The organism is Loktanella sp. PT4BL (assembly GCF_003201935.1).
Taxonomy (GTDB): domain Bacteria; phylum Pseudomonadota; class Alphaproteobacteria; order Rhodobacterales; family Rhodobacteraceae; genus Yoonia.
Genome location: NZ_QJJL01000002.1, coordinates 143737 through 169552 on the forward strand (window position 1 = coordinate 143737; position 25816 = coordinate 169552).

Below are 25816 nucleotides of genomic sequence, written 5' to 3' on the forward strand. Positions count from 1 at the left end.
AAGCAATAAGAGGAGCCGCCCCGCATGAGCGAAGCTGTCACCACCGCCGATATCCAGCTGATCCAGAAAATCCTGCCGCATCGCTATCCGTTCCTGCTGGTGGACAAGGTGCATAGTATCAATGGCACCACATCTGCCGTAGGCATCAAGAACGTCACCATGAACGAGCCGCATTTTCAGGGCCATTTCCCCGGCAACCCGATTATGCCAGGCGTGACGATTGTCGAGGCGATGGCGCAGACAACCGCCGTGATGGTGGGTGCATCTCTGGGACTGACCGATGGCAATCTGCTGGTCTATTTCATGGCAATTGATGGCTGCAAGTTCCGCCGCAAGGTCGTGCCCGGCGATGTGCTTGAAATGCATGTGGAAACCACACGGGGCAAACCGGGTGGCAAGGTCTGGCGCTTCCGCGGTGTGGCAACTGTCGATGGCGAAATGGCCGCCGAGGCCGAGTTTACCGCAATGATGGATATGCAAGCTTGATGGCAGGCATTCACCCCTCTGCTGTGATCGCTGACGGCGCGCAAATTGGCGCGGATTGCGTGATCGGCCCATTTTGCGTGATCGGTAAAGACGTGGTGCTGGGCGATCGCGTGACGCTCAAAAGCCATGTTGTTGTCGACGGGGATACCCATATCGGCGATGACACGACGGTCTTTCCTTTTGCGGTGATCGGCGAGATCCCGCAGGATCTGAAATTTGACGGCGAGAAGACCCGTCTGCGTATTGGTGCCCGCAACCGCATCCGTGAACATGTGACGATGAACACCGGCACCGCGAACGGCGGGGGTGAGACGCGGGTGGGCGATGACGGGCTGTTTATGGCCGGCTGCCATATCGCCCATGACGCGCAGATCGGTGACCGTGTGATCGTGGTAAATTCATCCGCCGTCGCGGGACACTGTATTATCGAGGATGACGTGATCATCGGTGGTTTGTGCGGGGTGCATCAGCATGTGCGCATCGGGCAGGGTGCGATCATCGGCGCGGTGACGATGGTGACCAAAGACGTGGTGCCGCATGGTCTGGTGCAAGGGCCGCGCGGCGTTCTGGACGGGCTCAACCTTGTGGGGTTGAAGCGCAAGGGCGTCAGTCGCGGCGATATCACGGCATTGCGTGCAGCCTTTCAGATGCTGCGGGACGGTGAAGGCACTTTTCAGGATCGCGCCAACCGGCTGGCTGATGAAAGCGACAGCGCCTATGTGCAGCAAATGGTGGCGTTCATTCTGGGCGACACCGACCGTAATTTCCTGACGCCGGGCTGATGCTTGCGCTGATTGCCGGAACCGGGGATTTGCCGCCCGCGCTCGTGGCGCGCCTGCCAGAGCGCCCGCTGATCTGTGCACTTGACGGGTTTCGCCCTGCGCTGACACCCGAGATCACGTTTCGTATTGAACAACTGGGCAGTTTTCTGAACGCATTGGTAGACCGCGGCGTGACCGAGGTTTGCCTTGCAGGGGCCATCAAGCGTCCGGCTATTGATCCTGCGGCCATTGATGCGGCCACCCAACCGTTGGTGCCGCGCATCATGCAGGCGATTTCACAGGGGGATGACGGGGCTTTGCGCGTCGTCATCGAATTATTCGAAGAGGCGGGGCTGGTCGTGCGCGCCGCCCATGAGATCGCGCCCGATTTGCTCCCGCCTGCAGGCGTGCTGAGCCGCAAGCCTGTGACAATTGATCAAAGACAGGACGCAGTGACCGCAGAACAGACCATTGCCGAGATGGGGCGCGCGGATGTGGGCCAGGCCTGCGTGGTGCGCAATGGCCGTGTTCTGGCGCGCGAAGGGCAGGCCGGCACAGATGCGATGCTCGCCCGGTTCGCCCCCAGCGATGATCCCCTTTGGGGTGTGGTTGACGGTCTGGGGGCGGTTCTGGGTGGTGCGGCTGAATGGCTGAGCGGTGCAGATGGTGAGCCGACCGATGCGCGGGGTGCGGTATTGTTCAAAGCGCCCAAGCCCGATCAGGACCGCCGCGCGGATTTGCCCGTCATCGGGCCGCAAACCGCCAAGGGTGCGGTTGCAGCAGGCTTGAGTGGTATTGTGATCGAAGAGGGAGGCGTCATGGTCTTGGCCCTCGATGAGGTGCTGGCCACCCTTGATGCGGCAGGGCTGTTCTTCTGGGTGCGGCCCAAGGGGGGCGCATGAGAGTTTTTGTGATCGCGGGTGAAGCCTCGGGTGACAAATTAGGCGCGGCCCTCATGGCGGGATTGAAGACGCTGCGCCCTGAAGTGACATTTGACGGCGTTGGCGGACCTTTGATGCAGGCCGAGGGGCTGGAAAGCCGCTTTCCCATGGAAGAACTGAGCGTCATGGGGCTTGCCGAGATCCTGCCGAAATATCGCGCACTTAAGGCGCGGATAAGGCAGATGGCCGAGGCGATTATCGCGACGAAACCCGATGTGCTGATCACCATCGACAGCCCTGATTTCTGCCTGCGTGTCGCGCGGCTGGTCAAAGCGGGAAGTGATATTCGCACTGTGCACTATGTCGCCCCGACGGTCTGGGCATGGCGGCCGAAGCGTGCGGAAAAGATGGCGCGGCATATTGATCATGTCTTGGCCCTGTTCCCCTTTGAGCCACCCTTGATGCAGGCCGCAGGCATGGACTGCGATTTTGTGGGGCATCCTGTGGTCGCAGAACCTGTGGCCAACGATGCAGAGGCGGCGGCATTGGGTTCAGGCACCGTCGTGCTGGTCCTGCCGGGCAGTCGCAAAGGCGAGGTCGGGCGATTGGCTGAGCGTTTTGGCAAGGCGGTCGCCAAAATCGCAGCGTCCGTGCCGGATGCGCACTTCGTGATCCCGACAACGCGCGGTGTACACGATCTTGTGCAGGAGCAGGTCAAACACTGGGCCACGCCCGTGACGGTCCTGCCGCCGGGATCGCCTGACAAGGCCGCATGGTTCAAACGGGCCGATGTGGCACTTGCGGCCTCTGGCACAGTGTCACTGGAACTGGCAGCAAGTGGCACGCCGATGGTGATTGCCTATGACATGGCGTGGCTCAGCCGGATCATCATCAGCCGGATGTTGTTGGTGGATACGGTGACTCTGGTAAATCTGGTCAGCGATACCCGTGTTGTGCCGGAATTTATCGGCGAGGCCTGCCAGCCCGGTCCGATTGCCGATGCGGTGTTGGCGGTACTGGCTGATCCACAGGCCCAACAGGCCGCAATGGCGCTGACCATGGAACGGCTGGGGCAGGGCGGTGAGGCACCCGGCCTACGCGCGGCGAAGGCAGTGTTGGAGCGGCTTGATCAGGCGACCGTCAAGGATCAATAGGCCAAGCGCGAGGATTGCAAAGCCGATGTAGGCGCGTAGAGGCAGCGCCTCACCCAGCACGATTGCGCCCAAAACGATAGCGAAAGGGGCGACCAGCAAAGTGACCAGCATCGCGTTGCCACTGCCTGCAAGCGCCAGCACGCGGTAGTAGAGAATATATGCAATGGCTGTCGCGACCACGGCGTAATAGCTGATGGCGGCCCATGTTTGGGGCGCGAGGCTCAGGCTGACGGGCCCCTCGACCACCCATGCGGCAGGCAGCGTGATGAGGCTGGCACCGGTCAACATGCCCGCAGCCGCGACCTGCGGTTTGAGGTGACCCAGCGTTTTGCGCGCCCAGACAGCCGCCAGCGCATAGCTGATGGTGCCACCGATCACGGCCAGTTGGCCGAGCGACCGGAGGTCAAAGTCCTTGAAGGCGTTCAGGCCAATCGCGGTCGAGACCCCCAGAAATCCGATGCCCACGCCGATCGTCTTGCGTGCTGTCAGGCGTTCGTCTGCGAGGAAAAGTGCCGCGGCGCTCACACCGAAAATTGCGGTGGCGGCGTTGAGGATCGAGGTCAGGCCGGTTTCGATATGCAACTGCCCCCACGCCATCAGGCTGAAGGGGATCGCGTTGTTCAAAAGCCCCATCACCAGAAACGCAGCCCACACGCGCCGGTCTGTCGGCAGGGGCAAACGGCGGATCAGGACATAGGCCCACAGGATCACCATCGCCCATCCGGTGCGATGTGCAACCGAGGTGAGTGGCCCGATTTCTTCCAAGGCCACATGGACCGATAGAAAAGACCCGCCCCAAATGAGCGCGAGCATCAATAGCCCTGCCCAGGCCTGCGGCGAGATGGTTTTTTGTACTGGTGTCATGGCGCTGACATGCGTCCTTTGGCACTGTCTGTGCAACCCGTATCCTGCGCAAGCCATCGAAAAAGCCCCGCCGTTGAGGGCGGGGCTCTTGTTGCTTAAATCTGCGGTATGGGATCAGAAACTGAAGCCGATGTTAATACCAAAGCCAAGGGCTGTGTTATCTTCAAAGGTTGTACCGCTTCCGTCAGTCGCGTCGCCCAGCATAGCATATTCAATGCCGCCCGAGATTTCGGTGTTGTCGATTGTATAGCTTCCGCCGAAACCATAGCTCGTCGTGCCGTCTGTAGGTGCAAGCCGCGATGCTTCGTCACCCGTTGATTCCTCATAGGTGACACGAGCGAAAACAGAGAGATCCTCGTTGATTCTGCGACCTACGCCGATGCGGTAAGTGAAAACATCATTGTCGATCCCGGTCACACGGTCACCCACCTCGGCCTGATAGAGTGCAGGTCGGACTTCCCAAACGGACCACTCCGCCCAGCGCACTGAACCAAAAACGAGCGTGTCAGCGGCGACGCCGGTTTGGAAGTCGAGTGCCAGCGATTGTGGCAATTCGATCTCTGTAGTGCTGGATTCGGCAGGTAGAGTGGCAAACTCTTCGTCGGTGTCAAACTCATGAGTGACACCGCTTTCATATGTCAAAGAGACGCGCAATGCGATTTCAGGCATCTCGTATGCGGCACCCAAAACATAGCCGATCTGTACATCAGAATTTGCGGTGGCGGCATACGGCGATACGATAGCGCCACCGGACGCACCAGCGACGAGCGCAGTTGGTACAGCAATTGTCGCTTCTGACTGGATAGCGCGCAAGCCGCCAAAGACGGAAACAGCGTCATTCAGTTGGTACTTGCCCAGCACAGCAAGCTGCAGGCTTTTCCACTCTGCCGCCAATCCAGTGTAGGCGCCCGCAGTGTAGTTAGCATTCGCACCGTAAGGTTGGTTCAGAAAAACAGCCAGATCAATGTCTTCATTGATGCCATACTTCAAAGCGACCCCTACGCTGGTATAGCCTTCCGCCATATTGTCTGTCGAGCCGCCGCCAAGTCCATCTGGGTAGTCCCCGGAGACGTCAGGATTTACTGTCGAAAAAGACAGTTGTGCATAGTTGCCGTCCTCGAAGAGCACGGAATACGCGTTTCCGGACCGGTCAATCCCCCCCGCCGAAACAATACTCGTTGAAAGCAGCAGCGCCGCCCCTGCTGTCATTACGTTTTTCATTTCCTCATCCCTGTCATGAATAAAATGTGTGCAAATCACCCTAGGGAGTGCCCAAGCTTTACGTCAATTATTGACGCCACGTCATTTATTGCGACACGCCGTAGCGTCACATATCTGTAACAATCGGCTTGAGCCCAGGCTTTCGGAAGGGTGCGCGCCTAGGCCTTCGCAGGCCGCATCGCGCTGGTAATGTTGAGATAATTTGCCCCGAAAATGAGCGCGGCACCGACAAAAATCCACACTTCCAACGGTTCGTTGTAAAGCACCATCCCGACGATCGCGATGGTGGGCAGGCGCACGAAATCAATGGGCATGACGATGCTTGCCGGTGCGATGCTCAGCGCTTTGGTCAGGCAGAAATGTGCCAAGAGCCCCGCACAACCGATCAGCACCACCCAGGGCAGTGCCGCCAGCGATGGCAGCGCGATATCGCCGTCATATCCCGCGCAGATCAGACCAAAGACGGCCTGCATGGTTGTGAGATAGAAAAGGATTGTCGTAATCGTTTCGGTCTGGGTCAGTTTGCGGGTGAAAATCGCGGTCAGCGCAAAGAATACGGCACAACTGGCGGCGGCCATCAGGCCCCAACTGAGGTTGGCGGGATCGGGGCGGGCGACGATCAGGATGCCGATAAAGCCGATCATGGCGCTGAGCAGGCCGATTGTCGTAATCCTTTCGCGCAGGATCAGCGGAGACAGAAGGATCACCCAGATCGGGGTGGTGAATTCCAGCGCAAAGACCTGTGCCAGCGGGATCACGGTAATGGCATAGAACCACAGGTTCTGGCCCGCAAAATGGAACAGGTTCCGTGTGGCATGCAGACCCAGCCGGTTGCGCCCGACCTGCGAAATTGTGCCTGTCGCAATGGCGACGCTGACGACAATCGCAATACCTGTCAGGCTGCGGAATAACATGATTTCGAACGTATCGAGTTCTGTGCTGACGGTACGTCCAGCGACAGCCATCAGGGTAAAGGATGATATGGCGCCAATCATCCAGAAGGCTGCTTTTGCGACGGTGTTCATGCCAGCAGTTGTGCCTGTGTTTTGTGATTTGGCAAGCCCTGTCGGATCGTGTTTGGGTGGCTTTGGCAAATATGGGGTTTGAAATGCTGAAATGGATCATTGCGTTGGTGTTTCTGGGGCAGGCGGCAGGGGCTGATCCCGTGGCGCAGGTCGAGGCCGCAGCGCAGGCCGCGTTTGATCGCATGCCGGTGGTGCAGCAGGTTGATCAGATCGCAGGCCTTTGTGGTGCCGACGAAAGCGTCAATGCGGTGGTGGCCTATTGCACCACAACGAACCGGATCTTATTGGCGCGCGATGCGGTCAGCGCTCCGCAGACACCCTACATGCTGGCCCATGTCTATGGTCATGCGGTGCAGGTGCAGCATGGTGTTGCTGACTTTGCGCTGCGCCAGATCCGCCAACGCCGCACGGAAGAGGCGATGCTGCGCGGGTTGGTCACGCGGCAGGTGGAATGTATCGCAGGTTTTCTACTGGTGCGGGCCGGTGTGCCGCCGTTTGACCTGGAGACTGCGTTCGCGGAAGAGCCGTTCACTGACAGCCATTGGGGGCGTGATCCGCTCCGTGTTGGCCCCGAGGTGAGTATTGGGATGGCTGCGCGCGCGGAATGGCTGGCAATTGGACAGCAGGGGGATCTGGCGGCTTGCGGGCCGGGCGAGTTCACGGCCGAATTGCTGCTTGACGCGCTCAACCCCTAGGCGCGGGTCGCAAAAACATTTCCATCCATATCTGCGGCATCGCTGATCCTGCGGCCATCCGGATGCCACAGCGAAAAACCTTGATCCACAAGGATATCGAAGATCTCATCATGGTTGCGCGACACTTCGATCATCAGGCTGCGCACATGCTGCAGCACCTTTGCCGCCCCGACCAATACAGCCAGTTCCGCACCCTCGGCGTCGATCTTGAGCACATCGGGCCAGACGTTGTGGGTTGCGGCATAGGCATCAAGTGTCGTCGTATTCACGCGCCTTTTGCGGAGTTTCAGATCACCATGCTGTGCCGTGGCATTTCCGGTTTCCTTGGCGAATTGGGGGTCGAGCGAATTCATAAAGCCGCCAAGGTTCTCTTCATAAAACAGCGCCTTACCGATCTTGTCGCTAACGGCGACATTCACATGAACACATTGGGTGCAGCGTGCAATGTTGCGGCGTAGGAAATGCTGGTTCTGCTCACCCGGTTCGAACACATGGACCTGACCGCGGTGGCCGACCTTTTTGGCAAAAAACTGGGCAAAATAGCCGATATGCCCGCCAACCTCGAACACGATATCCCCGCGCTGGGTAAGTGCCGCCAGCCGCTGCATGGTGTCGCGTTCACGGTAACGGCCGTAAAACCAATAGCCCTTGTGGGCATAGCTGCGCAGGTGGAATGGCAGACCGGAGAACGGGTTGGTCATGGTTATCGCCCGGTCGCATTTGCGCAGCAGGGGCAACGCGAGCGATCGCAAAAGCCGGTTTGCGGCAATTCCTTCGCGGAATGGGCGGAAGGTCGGTCGGGTCAGAATGGGTTGCACGGATCTAGCTCATCAAGTTGCGGTCGGGATGAGCTTTGTGCGGAAGACTTAATAGTTGGTTAATTGCAGGTAAGATACTCGCACTGCACGATCTGCATACAGGATTTTACGCGTGAGGAATGCATTTTAAGTAGCTGGTTTTAATATAATAAATCCAAAAGCCTCATGCTTGTGCCGCGTCGTCCCGTTGCGCAAACACAACGAAACAATCTTCACATTGAACACCTACTGTTTCCACGTGAACTTACGTGCGTTTTCGCATCAGCGCCCGTGAGGATGTTACTCCCACTCGATCGTCCCGGGAGGTTTGCTGGTGATGTCATAGGTCACGCGGTTGATCCCCTGCACCTCATTGATGATCCGCGTAGCGGTCTCACCAAGAAATTCGTGGCTGAACGGGTAATAATCCGCTGTCATACCATCCACAGATGTCACCGCACGCAGCGCACAGGCAAAGTCATAGGTGCGCCCGTCGCCCATCACGCCTACTGTGCGCACCGGAAGGATGGCGACAAAGGCCTGCCAGATATCATCATAGAGGCCGTGGCGGCGGATCTGGTCGATATAGACCGCATCGGCCTTGCGCAAAATCTCAAGCTTTTCGCGGGTGATTTCGCCGGGACAGCGGATGGCAAGGCCCGGGCCGGGGAAGGGGTGGCGTCCAATGAAGGATTTGGGCAGGCCCAGTTCGACACCCAGCGCGCGCACCTCGTCCTTGAACAGTTCGCGCAGCGGTTCGACCAGTTTCAGACCCATCTTTTCGGGCAGGCCGCCGACATTGTGGTGCGATTTGATCGTGACCGAGGGGCCGCCGGAAAAGCTCACGCTTTCAATGACATCGGGGTAGAGCGTGCCTTGGGCAAGAAACGCCGCGCCCTCAATGCCGTTGGCGTATTTCTGGAACACGTCGATGAACAGCCGCCCGATAATCTTGCGCTTGGTTTCTGGGTCGCTCACGCCGTCAAGTTCGCCCAGGAACAATTCGGATTCGTCGGCGTGGATGACGTTAAGATTCATATGGTCGCGGAACATGCCCACGACCTCTTCGGCCTCGTTCAGGCGCAGAAGGCCGTGATCAACGAAAACACAGGTCAGCTGATCGCCGATGGCTTCGTGCAGCAGGGCGGCGGCAACCGAAGAATCAACACCGCCAGACAGCGCGCAGATCACATGGGCGTCGCCCACCTGCTCCTTGATGGCTTCGATGGCCTGTTCGCGGTAGGCGCCCATTGTCCAGTCACCGCTGAAGCCCGCGATGCGCACGAAGTTTTCATAGAGCTTCGCGCCGTTCGGCGTGTGGTGCACTTCGGGGTGGAATTGCACCGCGTAGAAGTTCCGCGCGACATCGGCCGTAATCGCAAAGGGCGCATTGGGCGAAGTGCCGTAAACCGAAAATCCAGGTGCAATTTCAGAGACATGATCGCCATGGCTCATCCAGACCTGTTCCTTGTCTGTCAGGAACCAGCCTTCAAGCAATGCCAGCTTGCCTTCCGGTTTGACATAGGCGCGGCCGAACTCGGCGGTGCCATGCCCGCTGGTCACTTTGCCACCCAGTTGCGTCATCATCGTTTGCTGGCCGTAGCAGATGCCCAGCACAGGGACACCCATCGTGAACACCGATTGCGGGGCGCGGGGCGATCCTTCGCGCGTGACGCTATCTGGACCGCCTGAAAGGATCACTGCTTTGGGCGCGAACGCGGCCAAAAACGCGTCGGTGACGTTCTGATAGGGGTGAATTTCGCAATAGACGTTCAATTCACGCAGGCGACGCGCAATCAGCTGCGTGACCTGGCTGCCGAAATCAATGATGAGAAGGCGTTCGTGGGTGCTGTTTTCCATGGCGCTTCGGTAATGGCAGGGCCGGATTTGTGCAAGGGGTGCTGATGATTTTCGCGCGCCGCAAAGGCCCGAAAATATGCTATGCTCTCCCCATTATTTTGAGGAGTTTGAAAGATGCAGATATTTGAGCACACATTGGCGCGTGTTGCCGTCTGGAACCTTGCGGGCTTTGGCGGCATAGATCAGGCGCGCATGAAACGGCAGGCCGAGGGGCTGGCTTTGCTGGATGCCGAGCTTGTGACCCTCGTTGAGGTCAATCCCGTCAGCTACATCAATGACCTCGCCGCCGAGATTGGCACCTATGGTTTGCACTACGATACCACGATCCTCCCGCAACCGGGGGGGCTGCATATCGGCTTCCTGCACAAAAAGGGCGTCGCGGTCAAAAATCCCCGACTGGTGCCCGGATCCGAGGGGGCCTACGCCAATGGCCGCCGCGCAATTGCGGTTGATGTCAAGATGGGCAAGTTTTCGGCGCATCTGCTTGGCGTGCATCTGAAATCGGGCCGCGACAGGCCGGAACAACAGCTGCGCGACACGCAATGTGTGGCGATTGGCGACTACCTGACGACTCTGCGCAATACCCCGGGTTATAAACGTAAAACGTTGTTGCTAATGGGTGATTTCAACATGATCCCCGGTCAGGACGTCAGCAATTTCCACCATTTGGGCGGTGACGACCTGATGGATTTCGTCTCAAGCTGGGATTTGCAGGACCGGTTCAGCCATATTCTGGATAAGGGCCGCGCGAACCTGCTGGATGGATTTGCCGTGTCGCGGACCTTTGCAGCAGATTATGTGCGCGGGTCGTTGCGTTTGTTTCCAATGCATTGGACGATGGATATGGGGCGTGAGCGGTTCAAGGACGAAGTGTCGGACCACCTGCCGTTTGTGGCCAGTTTTCGGGTCTACTGATGACGCATGTCGTTTTCGCGCCTCAGGGGCCGCAAATTTGGTAAGTGCATTCCCCGCTGCGTTGTATGAAGCACCAACATCACAGCGACACCACGGGGAATGATCATGTCGGACGCACCAGCAACAGCAGGCAGACGCGCACGGGGCGGAGGCGGGGCTGCCCGTCGCGCCGAGCGGACGGCTGTGAGCATTGAAACGGCGAAATATATCGAACGCAACATCCCCAATTATGAGGTTCTGACCGAAGAGGCGCTGGACGTCATCGAAGCCAACGCCGAAACCGTTCTGGCGGAAATCGGGATAAATTTCGTGGACAACCCTGAAGGTCTGGCGCGCTGGAAAGCGGCTGGTGCCCAAGTCGACGGCGAACGCGTCCGCATTCCGCGTGGTCTGGCGCGCAAGCTTTGCGCGACGGCTCCGTCGGAATACACCCAGCACGCCCGCAACCCCGCACGTAATGTTGTGGTTGGCGGCAAGAACCTTGTGCTTGCACCGGTTTATGGTCCGCCATTCGTGCGCGATGTCGATGGCGGACGGCGTTATGCGACGATGGCGGACTTCGAGAAATTCGTGAAGCTGGCCTATATGTCGAAATGGCTGCATCATTCCGGTGGGACCGTCTGTGAACCGACCGATGTGCCGGTGAACAAACGCCACCTCGATATGCTGCTGGCCCACATGATTTATAGCGACAAACCTTTCATGGGGTCGGTGACCGAACCCAGCCGCGCGCAAGACAGTATCGAGATGTGCGAAATTCTTTTTGGCAAAGAGTTTGTCCAAGAGAACACGGTCATGACGTCGCTGATCAACATCAACTCGCCCCTGACCTTCGACAGCATCATGATGGGCGCGCTCGAGGTCTTTGCCGCCAACAACCAGGCCTCGATCATCAGCCCGTTTATCGTTGGTGGCGCGATGGCACCTGTGTCGGTCGCAGGCACACTGACACAAGTCTTGGCCGAGGTCATGGCAGGGGTGGCCTATAGCCAGATCATCCGCCCCGGATCGCCGGTGATCATGGGGACATTTGTGACCTCGATCGATATGAACTCGGGCGCGCCGACATTCGGCACCCCTGAGGCCAGCCACATCACCTATGGGGCAGGACAGTTGGCGCGGCGTCTGGGCCTGCCTTACCGCTCTGCAGGTGCCTTCTGCGGATCGAAGCTGCCAGATGCGCAGGCGGCCTATGAGAGCGCCAACAGCCTGAACATGGGCCTGCTGTCAGGCGTGAATTTCATGCTGCACAGCTGCGGCTGGCTTGAAGGCGGGCTTGTGGCGTCTTTCGAGAAATTCGTCATGGATGCCGATCAACTGGGCGTGTTGCACCATTTTGCGCGTGGCGTGGACATGTCCGAAAACGGGCAGGCCATGGGCGCGATTGCGGAAGTGGGGCCGGGCGGGCACTACCTTGGCTGCGAACACACGCAGGCCAATTTCAAATCAGCGTTCTGGCGGTCGGACCTGTTTGATTACAAACCGTTCGAGACCTGGGACGAAGAGGGCGCGCGCGATACACAAATTCTTGCCAAGGCGCGGGTCGCGAAGCTGCTGGATACCTATCAGCAGCCCCCCCTCGATCCCGAGATCGAAGCACGTCTGCGGGCCTATGTTGCCGAAAAGAAGGCCAGCATGCCGGATGCATTTACGTAACTGAATGAAGGGCGGTGGCGCGCAACAGATGCGCTTCGCCCAGTATCGCGATGAGCACCTCGACATGGCGCGCGGGCCGATAGCTTGCGGCGTTGTCCTTGCGCTGCATGTCCATGACAGCCTCCACATCCAGCAACTGCATCAGCGCAGGGCTCGAGCGGGGCAAGCTGTCGCGCCCCAGAATACGGCGCAGATGCACCTCGCGGCGGTAATCATCGACGCCGAAGCGGGCGGCGCGCGCCAAGAGCGCGGGGCGTTTGAGCGTGGCAATTCGAGTGTGAAGATCAAGCATCTGTCAACTTCCTGTTACAGCGTAAAAGTCTGCCCAACATTACACAACCTATACGGGTGTTGCGGAAACACTATGAGCTAAGAACGCTGCGGTTAGGTTTGTTTATCTTTTGGAAAGAATAGTTGACGGGCAATTGGCGGCGTTAACAAATACGTAACCATGCACGCTCAGGTGGTATGCCATCATGCCCATTGCATGTGGCTCTGTCTGTTGCGTCGGTAGTTTCGGCAAAAGGATGCATGATCATGACAGCACCACAAGGGCGCAGAACCACGTCTGATCTTCCACGTTGGGTTCCTGATGCAGCCCGTCACTATCTTGTTCACACGGAAACTGGGCTGTCTATCCGCGCGCTTGCGCGGGCCAGTGACTGTCACCCGTCAACGGTTCTGCGACAGGTACGTCGCCTGGAAGGCCGCCGCGATGACCCGCTGATCGATGCAGCGTTGCGGTCGCTCTCTGCGCAGGTTTCTGCGCGTGACATCTTGAAAGAGGGAAAGTTGAAAACGATGAAAATGGAGTGTTTGAAGAGTGACCCGCATCAGCCGGTCGGCCTGACACAGGCGCGGATTGATCAAGAAGCCAAGCGCATCTTGCGGCGTCTGTGTGAACAGGGGGCCGTGCTTGCGGTGGCCCGCGAGATGGAGACATCCGTCGTCGTCCGCATAACGCCCGAATGCGAACAGGTGCGCACGGCTGTCGTTGAACGCGAGATCGCGCAGGCTAGAGCCCTGAAAGACTGGATTACCTGTCCTGATCCCGAGGGGCGGATTGCCCGATATTTTATTACCAATACCGGGCGCGCGGCCTTGCGGCGCCTGACAGCGGACGATGAAAACCGGGCCAGCGGATTCGCCGAACGCAGCGCCGATCCCGATGGTGATGCGGGGTGGGATATTGCCAGTATCGAAGGCACGCACCGTCCGCCATCGCGGGCCTATGCAACCGAAAGTCCGCTTGTGGGTCTGGCGCGCCGCAAAGATCGCGACGGCAAACCGTTTCTGCCGCGCGAGCTGGTCGCGGTGGGTGAACGGCTGCGCGAAGACTACGAGTTGGTGGAAGTGGGTCTTGGCGGCGGTGCAAGCTGGGAAAGCTTCGTGAACGGGGAAGCACTGGCCGAGGCCACCGAAGGCCCCAAGGGTGCGCTGGCCGCCCATGGCCGGATCAAGGATGCGCTGACCGAACTGGGTCCGGGGCTCGGGGATGTGGTTTTGCGGTGTTGTTGTTTTCTGGAAGGTCTGGAGCAGACCGAGAGAAAAATGGGGTGGTCAGCGCGTTCCGGCAAGATCGTCCTGCGGATCGCCTTGCAGCGCCTGAAGCGTCATTATGAGCAAACCCAAGGGCGCTATGGACCGATGATCGGATAACCGCATCGGGCCATGCACGCCGCACAGGCCCGACATGCAGATGCGCGTGATGGTTGGACAAATGCCAAGGGCGAGGCTAGGTATTGGGTAACATCACTGGAGCCCAATATGCCCACACGCGATTTGAAGATTCCTGCGCAGCGCCACCCTGAGAAACAGCGCCGCCCGGATTCGCCGCAACCCAAAAAGCCCGACTGGATCAGGGTCAAGGCACCCACATCGGAAGGCTATAAAAAGACCCGCGACATCATGCGCGACAATAAGCTGGTAACGGTCTGCGAAGAGGCGGGCTGTCCCAATGTCGGCGAATGCTGGTCCCAAGGCCACGCCACGATGATGATCATGGGCGAGGTCTGCACGCGGGCGTGCACATTCTGCAACATTGCCACCGGTAAACCGCCCGAGGCGCTGGACGTGTTTGAACCAGGCCGCGTGGCCGATGCGGTCAAGAAGCTCGGGTTGAATCACGTCGTGATCACCTCTGTAGACCGCGACGATGTCGAGGATGGCGGTGCCGAACATTTTGCCCAGACAATCCGTGCGGTACGCCGCCAGTCGCCCGGTACAACGATCGAAATCCTGACGCCTGACTTTATCCGCTGCGATCCCAAGGTCTTGGAGGTTGTTGTTGAAGCGCGCCCCGATGTGTTCAACCACAACCTTGAAACGGTCCCCGGCCTCTATCCGGAAGTGCGGCCCGGTGCCCGCTACTTTCATTCCCTGCGCCTTTTGCAGCGTGTGAAGGAGCTTGATCCGACGATGTTCACCAAATCAGGCATTATGGTCGGACTTGGCGAAGACAAGCAGGCCGTGATGCAGGTCATGGAAGACATGCGCGCCGGCGACATCGATTTTCTGACGATCGGTCAGTACCTCCAGCCAACGCCGAAGCACCATAGGGTCGACCGGTTCGTGACGCCGGAAGAATTCAAGACCTATGAAAAAGCCGCCTATAACAAAGGCTTCCTGATGGTTTCTGCGACACCGCTGACACGGTCATCCTATCATGCGGGCGATGATTTCGCGCGTCTGCGCGAAGCGCGTCAGAAAAAGCTCGGGCTGGCCTGATCACTCGGCCACAGGCGGGATCGCCTTGAGGTATGCGGCGATGGCGGCGCGGTCGTCATCGGTCAACTGGCCGGTGTTCTTGACGACTTCTGCCATCTCGCCGCCCGCACTGTCAAAATCGGGTGTGAACCCGCTTTTCAGATACTCTGCAATATCACGCTCGGACCATGACAGGACCGCTGTTGTGATGTTCGGAATACGCCCTTCGTCGGACGGATGCGGCGCACCACCCATCCAGCGCGCTGTGTCCAACCCGCCCAATGCGTTGCGGGGCGTATGACATTCGGCGCAGTGGCCCAAGGCCTCGACAAGATAACGTCCGCGGATCAGTTCGGGGCTCGCTGCTTCCTGCAAAACCCAGTCAGAGTTGGCGAAAAGGAATTTCCACGGCCCCAGCGCGATCCGCTGGTTGAACGGAAACGCCAGATCATGGGCCGCATTGGGTTGGTCGGAAGGGGGCAGGGTGCGCAGATGGGCGATCAGATCGACGATATCGCTGAGCTCTGCCTTGTTATAGCTTGTGTAGGGGAAAGCGGGATAGAGATGCGCGCCATTTTCACCGACCCCGCGCATGATCGCGCTGGCAAGCGCCAGATCGGACCACGCGCCCACACCATGCTCCGGATCGGATGAGATGTTGGGGGCGACGAAGGTCCCGAAATCCGACGCAAATGTCTTGCCGCCGCTTAAAAGCGTGGGCGGGCCGTCTTCACTGGTATGACACGAGGCACAGCCTGCTGCGGCAAAGACGATTTCGCCACGGGCGGGATCACCGGTAAGACCATCAAGCGCATCAGATGGCAACGGTGCCGGTTTGGTGATGTACCAGCCGGCACCGACCACAAGAAGGGCCAGGACCCCGATGATCCGCCATTTTGCCATGTGATCTTAGGTGCGCGGCGCGCGATAGGCTTCGTGGCAAGACCCGCAGGATTGGCCCACAGGACCGAAAGCCGCCTTCATGGCATCAAGCCCGTCGCCTGCGACTGCAGCCAAAGCAGCGGTCGCTGCGGCAAGTTTCTCTTTCTCGGCCATATATCCGGCGGCGTCAGTCCAGATTTCGGCCTTGGCGCGTGACCCTTCGATACTCGCGTCAGTCCCTTCGACCCAATAGGCGGCCTGATCCATGCTTGCGAGCGCTGCAAGGTTTGATGCGGCTGCGGTGGCAATTGCGGCATCGTAAGGAATGCGGTCCTGCGCCATTGCGCCAATCGGGCCAAGGTTAAAGGAATAGAGGCCCATATGAGACTGCCGCGCATCCATAGCGCGCTGCTGGTCTTCGGTCAGGTGCCCTGCAGCGAATGCGGCCCCGGCGATACAGAAAGCAACAGCAGTTGCGACAACACGGTTCAGTTTTTTTGACATGGGGTTCTCCTACGAAATCAAAAAAATAATACCGAAACCGTACCCCTCTGTGCGACAAAACGCCTCATAACGTTTTCGTGATTATCGCATTCGGCGTAAATCGGTCGGGGTGAGCCAATCCGGCCAGCCAAACAACTGCTCGAAGCCAAACAGGATCAGGCAGAACACAATGATTCCGACAATGAATTTGATACTGGCGGGCGAGGGCGGGTTCTGCGCCCAGCGTTTGGCCTTCAAGAGCCAGCGGGTGTTCATGTCTCTTCGAGGAACCGCACTTTGCCGATAAAGCCGAGGTTACGGTTGCGTTGGGCAAAATCGATTCCATAACCCACGACAAATTCGTCCGGAATTTCAAATCCGATCCAGTCCGCCTTGAGATCAACCTCGCGGCGGGCGGGTTTGTCGAGCAGCGCGATGGTTTTCATGCGTGCGGGTTTGCGCGACCACAGAAACTTGGTCACATGGGCCAGCGTATGTCCGGTATCGACGATATCCTCGACGATCAGCACATCACGCCCTTCGATCTGGCCGCGCAGGTCTTTCAGAATACGGACTTCCCGTGTGCTTTCCATACCGTCGCCATAGGACGAAGCCTCAAGAAAATCGACTTCGACAGGCAGATCCAGTTCGCGCACCAGATCGGCGATGAACACGAAAGACCCGCGCAGCAGGCCCACGACCACCAGCTTGTTGGTATCCGCAAACTCGGTACGGATCTCGCGTGCGAGATCTTCGATCCGTGCCGCGATCGCTTTGGCGCTGATCATTTCGTCGATCACATAGGTGGGGTGCGTCATTCAGGCCTCAATACAGGGAAATAGGTTGATTTTCTGGCCCAAGTTTACGACATCCGTCAGCGAAGTCACCCGCGAAAGGCCGTTATGCCCCGTCATTCTGAAACCAAGTTTCTGCCCTATACTGCGCAGCAGATGTATGACCTTGTCGCCGACGTGGGAAATTACCCGAAATTTCTACCGTGGACGGCGGCAGCGCGGGTGCGCAGTGTCACCGACAAGGGCGACCATCAAGAAATGCTGGCCGATCTGGTGATATCTTTCAAAGTGTTCCGCGAAAAATTCGGAAGCCGTGTTCTGCTCTGGCCCGAACAGATGAAGATTGACACAGAATACCTTGATGGGCCGATCCGGTATCTGGAAAGCCAGTGGTCATTCAAGGACGTCGAGGGTGGCTGTGAAGTCTCCTTCGCGGTGGACTTCGAATTCAAAAGCCGCCTTTTGCAGGGTGCCGCCGGCATGTTCTTTAATGAAGCGATGCAGCGGGTCGTGCGGTCGTTCGAGCGGCGCGCGGCGGAGCTTTATCGTTAGGCTTCAACCGCACGCAACAAGAGCGCGAGCGCATGATCGCGCGCTGCGGTGCGCACATTTGCGCGGCCCTGCGCGCCAAACTCTACCGTTTCGGTGCGCACGCCGGCGGCGGTGGCAACCCCGAAACACACGCGGCCTTCGGGCTTGTGGTCTGATCCGCCCGGGCCCGCGATACCGGTAATCGCCACCGCGATATCAGCGTCAGAGTTGCGCAGCGCGCCTGACGCCATCTCGCGCGCGACCTCTTCCGAGACCGCGCCGAAGGCGTCCAGCGTGGCAGGCAACACCCCCAGCATCTGGGTTTTCGCGGCATTTGTGTAGGTAATGAATGCGCGGTCGAACACCGCCGAGCTGCCTGCAATATCGGTGATGGCGGCACTGACCATCCCACCGGTGCAGCTTTCAGCCGTGGCCAGCATCACACCTTTTGCCTTGGCGGCGTCCAGAAGAGCCTGCGCACTCATATCAGAACGATATGGTAAAGCGCGGCAAGTGCGGCAACGCCGATCGCGGCAAAGATGCCTGCAATCACGTCATCCAGCATCACGCCGGTTGGCCCATGGATCCGGTCGGCCCAGCCAATCGGTCCCCATTTCGTGATGTCGAAAAGCCGGAACAACGCAAATGCGGCAACCCATCCGGGCCATAGCAGGAGGATATCAACGTCCTGACGAGCCGCGCCGAAGGCCAGTGGCAGAAGGGCGATCCATTGGCCGCAGACCTCGTCGATCACGATCTCGGAGGGGTCGTGGTTGTCCTTGCCTTTGGTCTCGACACCCGTGGCCCAGACGCCAAGAACGTAAGACAGCACGATGCCCGCGATAAGGCCCCAAGGGCCGAAGAGCGCATAGATGGCCCAACCGGCGGGCAGGGCGGCAAGCGAGCCCCATGTGCCGGGGGCAGGGCGGATGTGGCCCACATAAAAGAAGGTGGCAATCAGATGTGTCATGGCTTGATCAACGTCACGGTGGCGATGGCGGCAATGCCTTCCTCGCGCCCCGTAAAGCCCAGTTTTTCCGATGTTGTCGCCTTAACGCTGATGCGGTCGCTCTCGATGCCCATATAGGCGGACATGACCGCCTTCATGGCATCATGGTGCGGCCCGATCTTGGGGTATTCGCAGACCAGCGTGCAATCGGCATTGCCAATACGGAACCCCAGCGACGTGGCAAGCGCCACCGCGTGCTCCAGAAAAATATGGCTGGCGGCGCCCTTCCATTGCGGGTCCGAGGGCGGGAAGTGCTGGCCGATGTCACCTTTGCCCAACGCGCCATAGATCGCGTCTGTGACAGCATGCATGCCCACATCCGCATCGGAATGGCCCTGAAGGCTGCGGGTATGGGGGATTTGCACACCACAAAGCCAGACATGATCGCCGGGGCCAAAGCGGTGCACATCATAGCCGTTGCCACAGCGGATATCGGGGGTGGAAGTCATCGGGTTGCGCCTCATCAGCTCTGCGGCCCGGTCGAAATCCTCGGGCGTTGTGATCTTTATGTTCGCTTCATCGCCTGCCACGATCGCAACGTCCAGCCCCGCCGCACGGGCAACCGCCACATCATCGGTTTCCTGCCCGGTGCCCGCGGCATGTGCGTCCCGCAAGGGTGCAAGGTGAAAACCTTGGGGTGTCTGCGCACGGTAGAGGCCCGTGCGGTCCTGCACACCTGCGACTGTGCCGTCTGTGCCATGCCAGAGCGTATCCGTCACCGCAATTGCAGGGGCTGCACCGACATGGGTTGCAAGAGCGTCCAGCACACGATCAATCACGGCATCGGTTACCAGCGGGCGGGCCGCGTCGTGTATGAGCACAGTCTCGATCCCGGGCTCTGCTGCCGCCAAACCCGCCCGAACCGATGCAGCACGGGTGGCACCACCCGTGACGACCGTTGCCTCAGGCTCACGCGGCCAGAGGGCTGTGTCAACGTCATCGGGATGCAATACAAGGATCAACTGTGTGATCGCCGGGTGGTTGGCGAAACGCGCCATGGCATAGGCGGCGACAGTGCGGTCACCGATCCGTTGCCACTGTTTCGGGACGTCGCCACCCGCACGGGTGCCGCGCCCTGCCGCTACGATGATTGCCGCTACTGTCATCTGTGATCTGTCCTTATCCTTGGCTCAGGTTTAGGCCCCGGACCGCGCCGGTGCAATTCGTCAGTTTGGCAAGCGAAATGCACAAAAATTAAGCAAACGCCATTTTATCGGGATAAATGGGCCGAGTTTCGTTGAAGGAGGCGCCAAATCTCCGTAGATGTACCGCGACGCCAAACCTGTAAGCGAATGATTATCTCTGTGGCAGTAACCGAACAATTGGTCTTGGACGATGTGGCTTTGACGCCGCCTGTGGCGCTTGCGCCTTTGGCGGGAATCACCGATCTGCCGTTTCGCCAACTGGTCGCGTCTTTTGGCGCTGGCTGGGTTGTCAGCGAAATGGTTGCAAGCCAGGAAATGGTGCAGGCCAAACCCGGCGTGCGCGAACGCGCCGAACTGGGTTATGACCAGGAAGGCACGGCTGTCCAGATAGCCGGACGCGAGGCCTATTGGATGGCCGAGGCGGCGCGCATGGCGGCAGGGAACGGGGCCGCGATCATTGACATCAACATGGGCTGTCCGGCTAAAAAGGTGACGAACGGCTATTCGGGGTCGGCGCTTTTGCGCACGCCCGATCATGCGCTCAGCCTGATCGAGGCCGTCGTCAATGCTGTTGATGTCCCCGTAACGTTGAAAACGCGTCTTGGCTGGGATCACGACAGCCTGAATGCAGCCGATGTGGCCCGCAGGGCCCAAGAGGCGGGGATCAAGCTGGTCACTATCCACGGGCGGACACGCTGCCAGTTTTACAAAGGCGCTGCCGACTGGGCCGCGATCCGGCATATCAAGGACGCGGTGACGATTCCGGTAATTGCCAATGGCGATATTGTGGATGCGGACACCGCACGCGCGGCCTTGCGCCTGTCCGGTGGCGACGGCGTGATGATCGGACGCGGGGCGCAGGGGCGGCCTTGGGTCCTCGCGCAGGTCTCTGCTGCACTGCACGGATTGGCGGAACCTGTTGTGCCGCAGGGCCATGATCTGATTGATATGGTTTGCCGTCATTATGAAGCGATGCTGACTTTCTATGGCCCCGAACTGGGGCGTAAGGTCGCCCGCAAGCATTTGGGCTGTTACATGGACGATGCGGGCACGCCACCCGCATTGCGCAAGGCAATCCTGACCCACGCAGCACCTGCAGATGTCCTGCGCGATCTTCCCGAGGCGTTCGATTTAAAGGTGGCGGCATGATTTTAGGACAAGCCCTTTGGTCATCCCTTCCGGTGCCGTCTTTGATGCTTGATGGCGATGACGTCATCATCATGAGCAACCCTGCGGCGGAAAGTTTTCTCAACCTGTCGTCCAAATCTCTGGTGGGCGAGAGGCTTTGGGAAAAGGTCATGATTGATGCGCCGCTTGAGGCGCCCTATCGCCGCGCAAGGGAAAACCGCACATCGCTTTTTGTGAATGATGTAGATGTCGGCAGCGGCGAGCGCCCGCCGATGCTGTGCAATCTGCAATTCGCGCCGTTGCAGGGCAGTGACGACCAGATGATCGTCATGATCAGCCCGCGCGAGATTGCCAGCCGGATCAACCAGAACCACTCGTCCGGCAAGGCCGCGAAATCGGCGATTGGAATGGCGGAAATGCTGGCCCATGAGATCAAGAACCCGCTGGCGGGCATCACTGGCGCGGCGCAGCTTTTGTCGATGGGGTTGTCATCGGAAGATCAGGAAATGACTGATCTGATCGTCGAGGAAAGCCGCCGGATCGTAAAACTGCTCGAACAGGTCGAACAATTCGGAAACCTGCGCAAACCGGTGCTCAAGCCCATCAATATCCACGACATACTGGACCGCGCCCGCCAATCGGCGGCGGTGGGTTTTGGCGCCCATATGCTTTTCGTCGAAGCCTATGACCCCTCCCTGCCGCAAACGCTGGCAGATGGGGACCAGCTTTTGCAGGTGTTCCTGAATTTGCTGAAAAATGCCTCGGAGGCCTGCAAGGAAGCGGGGACCATCACCCTGCATACCTTCTATGATACCTCGTTGCGTGTTCATCGTTCGGATGGCACCCATGCCCGCCTGCCGTTGCAGGTCGAGATCATTGACGATGGCCCGGGCCTGCCGCGCGAGATTGCGGATGATATCTTTGAGCCTTTTGTATCGGGCAAGGAAAACGGAACAGGGCTCGGGCTTGCGTTGGTGTCAAAACTGATCGGTGACGCCGGTGGGTGGATTTCGGTGGATAGCGTCCCCGGGCGCACGGTCTTCCGGATTTCGCTGCCGGTGGTGCCCAAAGATTATGAAGCAGGAGAATAGCAATGGACGGGACAGTACTTGTTGCCGACGACGACCGGACGATCAGAACGGTATTGACCCAGGCTTTGACGCGGGCAGGCTGCAAGGTGCATGCGACATCCTCGATTGTCACGCTGATGCGCTGGGTTGATGAGGGCAAAGGTGATCTGGTGATTTCCGATGTGATCATGCCTGATGGTAACGGCCTTGAGCAGTTGCCAAAGATTGCAGAGGCGCGCCCCGGTCTGCCTGTGATCGTGATTTCTGCGCAGAACACCATAATGACCGCCATTCAGGCCGCTGAGGCGGACGCCTATGATTACCTGCCGAAACCTTTCGATCTGCCCGATCTGATGAAACGCGCCGCGCGTGCATTGGAGGTCAAACGCCGTGCGCCCACGACACGTGCCCCCGATGTGAACGCGACCGAACAGGGCGGTGATCTGCCGCTGGTGGGGCGTACGCCGGTGATGCAGGGTCTCTACCGGCTTGTCGCGCGGGTCATGAACACCCAACTGCCGGTGCTGATCACTGGCGAAAGCGGTACCGGAAAATCGCTGATCGCACGCGCTGTCCATGATTTCTCAGACCGGCGCAGCCTGCCGTTTGTTGTGGTGTCGGCCTCTGATCTGGAGGGGATGGACGGCCCCTCAACGGTGCTGAGCCGTGCCAAAGGCGGGTCGATCCTCTTTGACGAGGTCAGTGATCTGTCCGAGGAGGCACAGGGCCGGATCGTGCGGATGCTGGATACACTGGGCGACAATGCGCCGCGGATTATGGCCACCTCGCAAACCGACCTGATGGGACGTATGGAAGACGGGTTATTCCGTGAGGATCTGTTTTACCGGCTGGGCGGTGTCACCGTTGATGTCCCGTCACTGCGCGAGCGTGTCGATGATATTCCGCTGCTGGCAGAGCATTTTCTGGCCCGCGCCGAACGTGATGGCGCGCCTTTACGCCGCTTCGGCGATGCGGCCCTTGATCTCGTCCGCGCCTATAGCTGGCCCGGCAACGTGCGGCAGTTGGAAAACGCCGTGCGCCGGCTGGTCTTTACCGCATCAGAGGATGAGATCACCCGCGCCGAGGTCGAACTGGTCCTCGGTAACCAGCCCGCAATCGAACCGCTGCGGTCAGGCGGCGAGGGCGACAAGCTGAGTGCGAGCGTGAACAAGCATCTGCGCCGCTATTTCGATCTGCATGGCGGGGTTCTGCCGCCGCCGGGGCTCTATAACCGAATCCTGAAAGAGGTAGAGGGCCCGCTGATCGAGATTGCACTGGATGCAACGGGTGGAAATCAGGCCAAATGCGCAGATTTGCTGGGCATAAACCGAAATACACTCCGCAAGAAGATCACCGATCTCGATATACGCGTGACACGCCGCCGCAAATTGATGTAAAACCGCAACAGAACCGTGGCACTCCTACGTCAGCGTAGCAGAAAGACCACAGCGAATGGCGGTACCGTGGGGGCGACCTCACCACAATAACAGGGCATTGCGCGTGCGGCGTTCCCTACTGGGCCTGAATATGACGCGACTTGGCCGCTGGTTCCGCCAGCGCCATGTGCAAACGGCGTTTACGATCGGCCTTGTGGTGGCGGGGCCACTGCTGGCGGTGCTGACCTATATTGTCGTCGGACCGCTGGATCGCGGTGCGTCGTCCACGTCTCTGCGTTTGGTTCTGCTTCTGGATTTCATCTATGTGCTGGTCGTGGCGGCCCTGGTCATGCGGCAGGTGGCGCGCATGGTCTCGGCGCGGCGCGCCAAATCGGCAGGCTCACGGCTCAGTCTGCGTCTGACCGGGGTCTTTGCGCTGTCGGCGCTGGTGCCCATCGTGCTGGTAGCGGTCTTTTCTGTCACCCTGATTTCGATTGCCCTCGACGGGCTGTTTTCGGAACCTGTGGGCAATGTGTTGCGGACGTCTTTGACAACAGCACAGGCCTATGAAGAAGAGCACCGCCAGGAGCTGACGCGCGACGGGCTTGATCTGGCGGCCTATCTGAACCGCGAACGGCAAGCGAACCTCTTTATGGACGATGGCGAGGTGCGGCGCGCATTGGGTGACGTGCAGGCGCAGGTGGAGCGGGGCCTGAGCGAGGCTTTTGTGATTGACGGCTTGGGCACAATCGCGGCCCGCGGCGCACGGTCCTATGAATTTGGCTATGAACGCCCGTCAGCCGAGGATTTCACGCGCGCCGATGACACCGGCCTTGCGATCATTCAGGACTTTGCCAACAACGAATTCCGCGCCCTGATCCCGCTTCTGGCCTTCCGCGACAGGTATCTCTACGTCACGCGCCCTGTGGACGGGAACGTGCTGACCCTGCTGGATGACACGACCGAGACGGTCGCCCAATATGAGGAGCTTCAGAACGAGCGCGGGCAGTTGTTGTTCCAGTTCGGCCTGCTTTATCTGGGATTCGGATTTATCCTGATCCTTGGTGCGATCTGGGGCGGTCTGGTCTTTGCCGAGCGCCTGTCAACGCCTGTTGGGCGCCTGGTGTCTGCGTCGCAACGGGTCGGGTCGGGTGATCTTGATGTGCGCGTGATCGAGGATGACGGCGATGACGAGATTTCGCAACTGGGTCATTACTTCAACCAGATGACGAGCCGCCTGAAAGGACAGCGCGACCAGCTGATCGAGACAAACCAGCGGACAGAACGGCGCGGGCGTTTGTTTGACTCGGTGTTGCGGTCCGTCACCTCCGGGGTTGTCGGGCTTGATGCCTATGGCCGCGTGACGTTTGTGAACCCCTCGGCCAGCCGCTTGTTATCCGTGGGTGAACACCCCGAAGAAACGGCGCTCACGGTTGCCGTTCCCGAGTTTGCCGATCTTTTCACGCAGGTCTGCGAAACCGACCGTGAAAGCGTGCAGGGCCAGATCAATCTGATCCGAAAGGGTCAACAGGAAAGCCTGCTGGTGCGGATGGCGCAGCGCCGGAATGTGGACGGGACATTGGAAGGCTATGTTGTAGCCTTTGACGATGTGACCGATCTGGTGAGTGCCCAGCGTATGGCCGCTTGGGGCGACGTGGCGCGCCGGATTGCGCATGAGATCAAGAACCCGCTGACGCCGATCCAGCTCTCGGCGGAACGGATCAAACGCAAGTTCCATAGTCAGGTCGGCCATGACGCGGACAAGCTGGAACAGATGACAGACGTGATTGTGCGCCAGACCAACGATCTGCGGCGCATCGTGGACGAGTTTTCCAAATTTGCGCGCATGCCGGAACCGGAACTGCATATCAATGACATGACGCAACTGGTGCATGACGCGCTGTCCCTGCAAATCGCAGGCCAGCCCGATGTGCATTTTGCCGCCGAAATCCCCGAGGAACAGGTTCTGGTCGATATGGATGACACCATGATCGGGCAGGCGCTGACGAACCTTTTGAAGAATGCAGGAGAGGCGACGGAAACCTATATCAGCCGCCACGGGGCAGAGGGCTATCGCCCTGAAATCCAGCTCCGTATGTCAAAGGACAAGGATACAGTAACGATTAAAATCTCGGACAACGGGATCGGCCTGCCGGAAGATCGCGCGCGCCTGTTCGAGCCTTACGTGACGACGCGTGGCGAGGGGACGGGTCTTGGCCTGCCCATCGTCAAGAAGATCATCGAGGAACACGGCGGTACGCTGACACTGACAGATGCCGAGGTTTTTGCAGGTTCCACTCACGCAGGCGCCTGCGCCATTATTCAACTGCCCGCATCGGTGCAAGCCGCGCGTGCCCCCAAAATTCCAGCATGAGGT

Annotated in this window: 27 protein-coding genes; 14 read left to right on the forward strand and 13 right to left on the reverse strand. The window is 59.2% G+C overall.

Annotated features, from left to right (window positions below):
- Positions 1-24 precede the first annotated feature (24 nt).
- Genes fabZ through lpxB form a run of 4 tightly spaced genes read left to right on the forward strand, consistent with a single transcriptional unit; the run spans position 25 to position 3282 of the window.
- Positions 25-486 (forward strand): 3-hydroxyacyl-ACP dehydratase FabZ, encoded by a 462-nt coding sequence (fabZ, locus tag C7964_RS05660; protein WP_055685836.1) that lies wholly within the window; start codon positions 25-27, stop codon positions 484-486.
- Positions 486-1268 carry an acyl-ACP--UDP-N-acetylglucosamine O-acyltransferase gene (gene lpxA, locus C7964_RS05665; protein WP_110278718.1) on the forward strand — a complete coding sequence of 261 codons (783 nt, stop codon included), beginning with the start codon at positions 486-488 and terminating at the stop codon, positions 1266-1268. The genes fabZ and lpxA overlap by 1 nt, the downstream gene beginning before the upstream one ends.
- A complete protein-coding gene (locus tag C7964_RS05670; RefSeq protein ID WP_110278719.1) occupies positions 1268-2149 on the forward strand; it encodes an LpxI family protein in 882 nt (293 codons plus the stop codon). The genes lpxA and C7964_RS05670 overlap by 1 nt, the downstream gene beginning before the upstream one ends.
- Positions 2146-3282, forward strand: coding sequence for a lipid-A-disaccharide synthase (gene lpxB, locus C7964_RS05675; protein ID WP_110278720.1), 1137 nt, complete (start codon positions 2146-2148; stop codon positions 3280-3282). Before C7964_RS05670 ends, lpxB begins: the two co-directional genes overlap by 4 nt.
- Here the strand turns inward: lpxB and C7964_RS05680 are convergent.
- From C7964_RS05680 to C7964_RS05690, 3 genes are all read right to left on the reverse strand, one after another.
- The gene (locus C7964_RS05680; RefSeq protein WP_181417113.1) at positions 3223-4146 is read right to left on the reverse strand and encodes a DMT family transporter; all 924 of its coding nucleotides are present in this window, start codon (positions 4144-4146) and stop codon (positions 3223-3225) included. The two genes, lpxB and C7964_RS05680, sit on opposite strands and share 60 nt — an antisense overlap.
- Positions 4147-4260: 114 nt before the next feature.
- On the reverse strand, positions 4261-5367 hold the full coding sequence (locus tag C7964_RS05685; RefSeq protein ID WP_110278721.1) for an OmpP1/FadL family transporter: 1107 nt from the start codon (positions 5365-5367) through the stop codon (positions 4261-4263).
- Positions 5368-5525: 158 nt separating this feature from the next.
- Positions 5526-6392: a DMT family transporter gene (locus tag C7964_RS05690; RefSeq protein ID WP_110278722.1), complete on the reverse strand. Its 867-nt coding sequence runs from the start codon at positions 6390-6392 to the stop codon at positions 5526-5528.
- Between the two features lie 83 nt (positions 6393-6475).
- Between C7964_RS05690 and C7964_RS05695 the strand changes: the two genes are divergently transcribed.
- On the forward strand, positions 6476-7087 hold the full coding sequence (locus C7964_RS05695) for a hypothetical protein (RefSeq protein ID WP_146214825.1): 612 nt from the start codon (positions 6476-6478) through the stop codon (positions 7085-7087).
- Here the strand turns inward: C7964_RS05695 and C7964_RS05700 are convergent.
- Both C7964_RS05700 and guaA read right to left on the reverse strand, forming a co-directional pair.
- The gene (locus C7964_RS05700; RefSeq protein ID WP_220000163.1) at positions 7084-7788 is read right to left on the reverse strand and encodes an FkbM family methyltransferase; all 705 of its coding nucleotides are present in this window, start codon (positions 7786-7788) and stop codon (positions 7084-7086) included. The genes C7964_RS05695 and C7964_RS05700 overlap by 4 nt on opposite strands.
- A gap of 396 nt (positions 7789-8184) precedes the next feature.
- Positions 8185-9744 carry a glutamine-hydrolyzing GMP synthase gene (gene guaA, locus C7964_RS05705; protein ID WP_110278725.1) on the reverse strand — a complete coding sequence of 520 codons (1560 nt, stop codon included), beginning with the start codon at positions 9742-9744 and terminating at the stop codon, positions 8185-8187.
- Positions 9745-9858: 114 nt separating this feature from the next.
- Between guaA and C7964_RS05710 the strand changes: the two genes are divergently transcribed.
- Both C7964_RS05710 and C7964_RS05715 read left to right on the forward strand, forming a co-directional pair.
- Positions 9859-10659 carry an endonuclease/exonuclease/phosphatase family protein gene (locus C7964_RS05710; protein ID WP_110278726.1) on the forward strand — a complete coding sequence of 267 codons (801 nt, stop codon included), beginning with the start codon at positions 9859-9861 and terminating at the stop codon, positions 10657-10659.
- A 105-nt stretch (positions 10660-10764) separates the two neighbouring features.
- On the forward strand, positions 10765-12315 hold the full coding sequence (locus C7964_RS05715; RefSeq protein ID WP_110279426.1) for a trimethylamine methyltransferase family protein: 1551 nt from the start codon (positions 10765-10767) through the stop codon (positions 12313-12315).
- Here C7964_RS05715 and C7964_RS05720 read toward each other — a convergent pair.
- Positions 12308-12607: a DUF6477 family protein gene (locus C7964_RS05720; protein ID WP_110278727.1), complete on the reverse strand. Its 300-nt coding sequence runs from the start codon at positions 12605-12607 to the stop codon at positions 12308-12310. The genes C7964_RS05715 and C7964_RS05720 overlap by 8 nt on opposite strands.
- A gap of 245 nt (positions 12608-12852) precedes the next feature.
- Between C7964_RS05720 and C7964_RS05725 the strand changes: the two genes are divergently transcribed.
- On the forward strand, positions 12853-13974 hold the full coding sequence (locus tag C7964_RS05725) for a DUF6456 domain-containing protein (RefSeq protein WP_110279427.1): 1122 nt from the start codon (positions 12853-12855) through the stop codon (positions 13972-13974).
- A gap of 108 nt (positions 13975-14082) precedes the next feature.
- Positions 14083-15042, forward strand: a complete 960-nt coding sequence (lipA, locus tag C7964_RS05730; protein ID WP_110279428.1) for a lipoyl synthase — start codon at positions 14083-14085, stop codon at positions 15040-15042.
- Here lipA and C7964_RS05735 read toward each other — a convergent pair whose 3' ends face one another.
- The 4 genes from C7964_RS05735 to hpt all read right to left on the reverse strand — a co-directional run bounded on the left by C7964_RS05735 (position 15043) and on the right by hpt (position 17204).
- Positions 15043-15924 (reverse strand): c-type cytochrome, encoded by an 882-nt coding sequence (locus C7964_RS05735; RefSeq protein WP_110278728.1) that lies wholly within the window; start codon positions 15922-15924, stop codon positions 15043-15045.
- Between the two features lie 6 nt (positions 15925-15930).
- A complete protein-coding gene (locus C7964_RS05740) occupies positions 15931-16407 on the reverse strand; it encodes a c-type cytochrome (protein ID WP_110278729.1) in 477 nt (158 codons plus the stop codon).
- Positions 16408-16488: 81 nt separating this feature from the next.
- The gene (locus tag C7964_RS19895) at positions 16489-16662 is read right to left on the reverse strand and encodes a hypothetical protein (protein WP_181417114.1); all 174 of its coding nucleotides are present in this window, start codon (positions 16660-16662) and stop codon (positions 16489-16491) included.
- On the reverse strand, positions 16659-17204 hold the full coding sequence (gene hpt, locus C7964_RS05745; protein WP_110278730.1) for a hypoxanthine phosphoribosyltransferase: 546 nt from the start codon (positions 17202-17204) through the stop codon (positions 16659-16661). Before hpt ends, C7964_RS19895 begins: the two co-directional genes overlap by 4 nt.
- Before the next feature lie 84 nt (positions 17205-17288).
- Between hpt and C7964_RS05750 the strand changes: the two genes are divergently transcribed.
- Entirely contained in the window at positions 17289-17732 is a 444-nt protein-coding gene (locus C7964_RS05750; RefSeq protein WP_110278731.1) for a type II toxin-antitoxin system RatA family toxin, read from the forward strand.
- Here the strand turns inward: C7964_RS05750 and C7964_RS05755 are convergent.
- Genes C7964_RS05755 through C7964_RS05765 form a run of 3 tightly spaced genes read right to left on the reverse strand, consistent with a single transcriptional unit; the run spans position 17729 to position 19826 of the window.
- On the reverse strand, positions 17729-18196 hold the full coding sequence (locus tag C7964_RS05755) for a CinA family protein (RefSeq protein WP_110278732.1): 468 nt from the start codon (positions 18194-18196) through the stop codon (positions 17729-17731). The two genes, C7964_RS05750 and C7964_RS05755, sit on opposite strands and share 4 nt — an antisense overlap.
- Entirely contained in the window at positions 18193-18681 is a 489-nt protein-coding gene (locus C7964_RS05760) for a phosphatidylglycerophosphatase A family protein (RefSeq protein WP_110278733.1), read from the reverse strand. Before C7964_RS05760 ends, C7964_RS05755 begins: the two co-directional genes overlap by 4 nt.
- Entirely contained in the window at positions 18678-19826 is a 1149-nt protein-coding gene (locus C7964_RS05765; protein ID WP_110278734.1) for a bifunctional 2-C-methyl-D-erythritol 4-phosphate cytidylyltransferase/2-C-methyl-D-erythritol 2,4-cyclodiphosphate synthase, read from the reverse strand. Before C7964_RS05765 ends, C7964_RS05760 begins: the two co-directional genes overlap by 4 nt.
- A gap of 186 nt (positions 19827-20012) precedes the next feature.
- On the opposite strand from C7964_RS05765, the gene dusB reads away from it, so the two are divergent.
- From dusB to C7964_RS05785, 4 genes are all read left to right on the forward strand, one after another.
- Positions 20013-21014 (forward strand): tRNA dihydrouridine synthase DusB, encoded by a 1002-nt coding sequence (gene dusB, locus C7964_RS05770; RefSeq protein WP_110278735.1) that lies wholly within the window; start codon positions 20013-20015, stop codon positions 21012-21014.
- On the forward strand, positions 21011-22084 hold the full coding sequence (locus tag C7964_RS05775) for a two-component system sensor histidine kinase NtrB (RefSeq protein ID WP_110278736.1): 1074 nt from the start codon (positions 21011-21013) through the stop codon (positions 22082-22084). The genes dusB and C7964_RS05775 overlap by 4 nt, the downstream gene beginning before the upstream one ends.
- Before the next feature lie 2 nt (positions 22085-22086).
- Complete coding sequence (locus C7964_RS05780; RefSeq protein WP_110278737.1) at positions 22087-23460, forward strand: response regulator; 1374 nt, start codon at positions 22087-22089, stop codon at positions 23458-23460.
- 130 nt (positions 23461-23590) lie between these two features.
- Positions 23591-25813, forward strand: coding sequence for a sensor histidine kinase NtrY-like (locus tag C7964_RS05785; protein WP_110279429.1), 2223 nt, complete (start codon positions 23591-23593; stop codon positions 25811-25813).
- Positions 25814-25816: the final 3 nt, after the last annotated feature.

Coding starts and splice junctions, on each gene's coding strand:
- C7964_RS05670 (WP_110278719.1), top strand. CDS start 1,268: ATGCTTGCGCTGATTGCCGGAACCGGGGATTTGCCGCCCGCGCTCGTG.
- C7964_RS05760 (WP_110278733.1), bottom strand. CDS start 18,681: ATGACACATCTGATTGCCACCTTCTTTTATGTGGGCCACATCCGCCCT.
- C7964_RS05740 (WP_110278729.1), bottom strand. CDS start 16,407: ATGTCAAAAAAACTGAACCGTGTTGTCGCAACTGCTGTTGCTTTCTGT.
- C7964_RS05755 (WP_110278732.1), bottom strand. CDS start 18,196: ATGAGTGCGCAGGCTCTTCTGGACGCCGCCAAGGCAAAAGGTGTGATG.
- C7964_RS05735 (WP_110278728.1), bottom strand. CDS start 15,924: ATGGCAAAATGGCGGATCATCGGGGTCCTGGCCCTTCTTGTGGTCGGT.
- lpxA (WP_110278718.1), top strand. CDS start 486: ATGGCAGGCATTCACCCCTCTGCTGTGATCGCTGACGGCGCGCAAATT.
- C7964_RS19895 (WP_181417114.1), bottom strand. CDS start 16,662: ATGAACACCCGCTGGCTCTTGAAGGCCAAACGCTGGGCGCAGAACCCG.
- C7964_RS05685 (WP_110278721.1), bottom strand. CDS start 5,367: ATGAAAAACGTAATGACAGCAGGGGCGGCGCTGCTGCTTTCAACGAGT.
- fabZ (WP_055685836.1), top strand. CDS start 25: ATGAGCGAAGCTGTCACCACCGCCGATATCCAGCTGATCCAGAAAATC.
- C7964_RS05710 (WP_110278726.1), top strand. CDS start 9,859: ATGCAGATATTTGAGCACACATTGGCGCGTGTTGCCGTCTGGAACCTT.
- C7964_RS05775 (WP_110278736.1), top strand. CDS start 21,011: ATGATTTTAGGACAAGCCCTTTGGTCATCCCTTCCGGTGCCGTCTTTG.
- C7964_RS05680 (WP_181417113.1), bottom strand. CDS start 4,146: ATGACACCAGTACAAAAAACCATCTCGCCGCAGGCCTGGGCAGGGCTA.
- C7964_RS05750 (WP_110278731.1), top strand. CDS start 17,289: ATGCCCCGTCATTCTGAAACCAAGTTTCTGCCCTATACTGCGCAGCAG.
- lipA (WP_110279428.1), top strand. CDS start 14,083: ATGCCCACACGCGATTTGAAGATTCCTGCGCAGCGCCACCCTGAGAAA.
- C7964_RS05700 (WP_220000163.1), bottom strand. CDS start 7,788: ATGACCAACCCGTTCTCCGGTCTGCCATTCCACCTGCGCAGCTATGCC.
- dusB (WP_110278735.1), top strand. CDS start 20,013: ATGATTATCTCTGTGGCAGTAACCGAACAATTGGTCTTGGACGATGTG.
- C7964_RS05695 (WP_146214825.1), top strand. CDS start 6,476: ATGCTGAAATGGATCATTGCGTTGGTGTTTCTGGGGCAGGCGGCAGGG.
- lpxB (WP_110278720.1), top strand. CDS start 2,146: ATGAGAGTTTTTGTGATCGCGGGTGAAGCCTCGGGTGACAAATTAGGC.
- guaA (WP_110278725.1), bottom strand. CDS start 9,744: ATGGAAAACAGCACCCACGAACGCCTTCTCATCATTGATTTCGGCAGC.
- C7964_RS05725 (WP_110279427.1), top strand. CDS start 12,853: ATGACAGCACCACAAGGGCGCAGAACCACGTCTGATCTTCCACGTTGG.
- C7964_RS05720 (WP_110278727.1), bottom strand. CDS start 12,607: ATGCTTGATCTTCACACTCGAATTGCCACGCTCAAACGCCCCGCGCTC.
- C7964_RS05690 (WP_110278722.1), bottom strand. CDS start 6,392: ATGAACACCGTCGCAAAAGCAGCCTTCTGGATGATTGGCGCCATATCA.
- C7964_RS05715 (WP_110279426.1), top strand. CDS start 10,765: ATGTCGGACGCACCAGCAACAGCAGGCAGACGCGCACGGGGCGGAGGC.
- hpt (WP_110278730.1), bottom strand. CDS start 17,204: ATGACGCACCCCACCTATGTGATCGACGAAATGATCAGCGCCAAAGCG.
- C7964_RS05765 (WP_110278734.1), bottom strand. CDS start 19,826: ATGACAGTAGCGGCAATCATCGTAGCGGCAGGGCGCGGCACCCGTGCG.
- C7964_RS05785 (WP_110279429.1), top strand. CDS start 23,591: ATGACGCGACTTGGCCGCTGGTTCCGCCAGCGCCATGTGCAAACGGCG.
- C7964_RS05780 (WP_110278737.1), top strand. CDS start 22,087: ATGGACGGGACAGTACTTGTTGCCGACGACGACCGGACGATCAGAACG.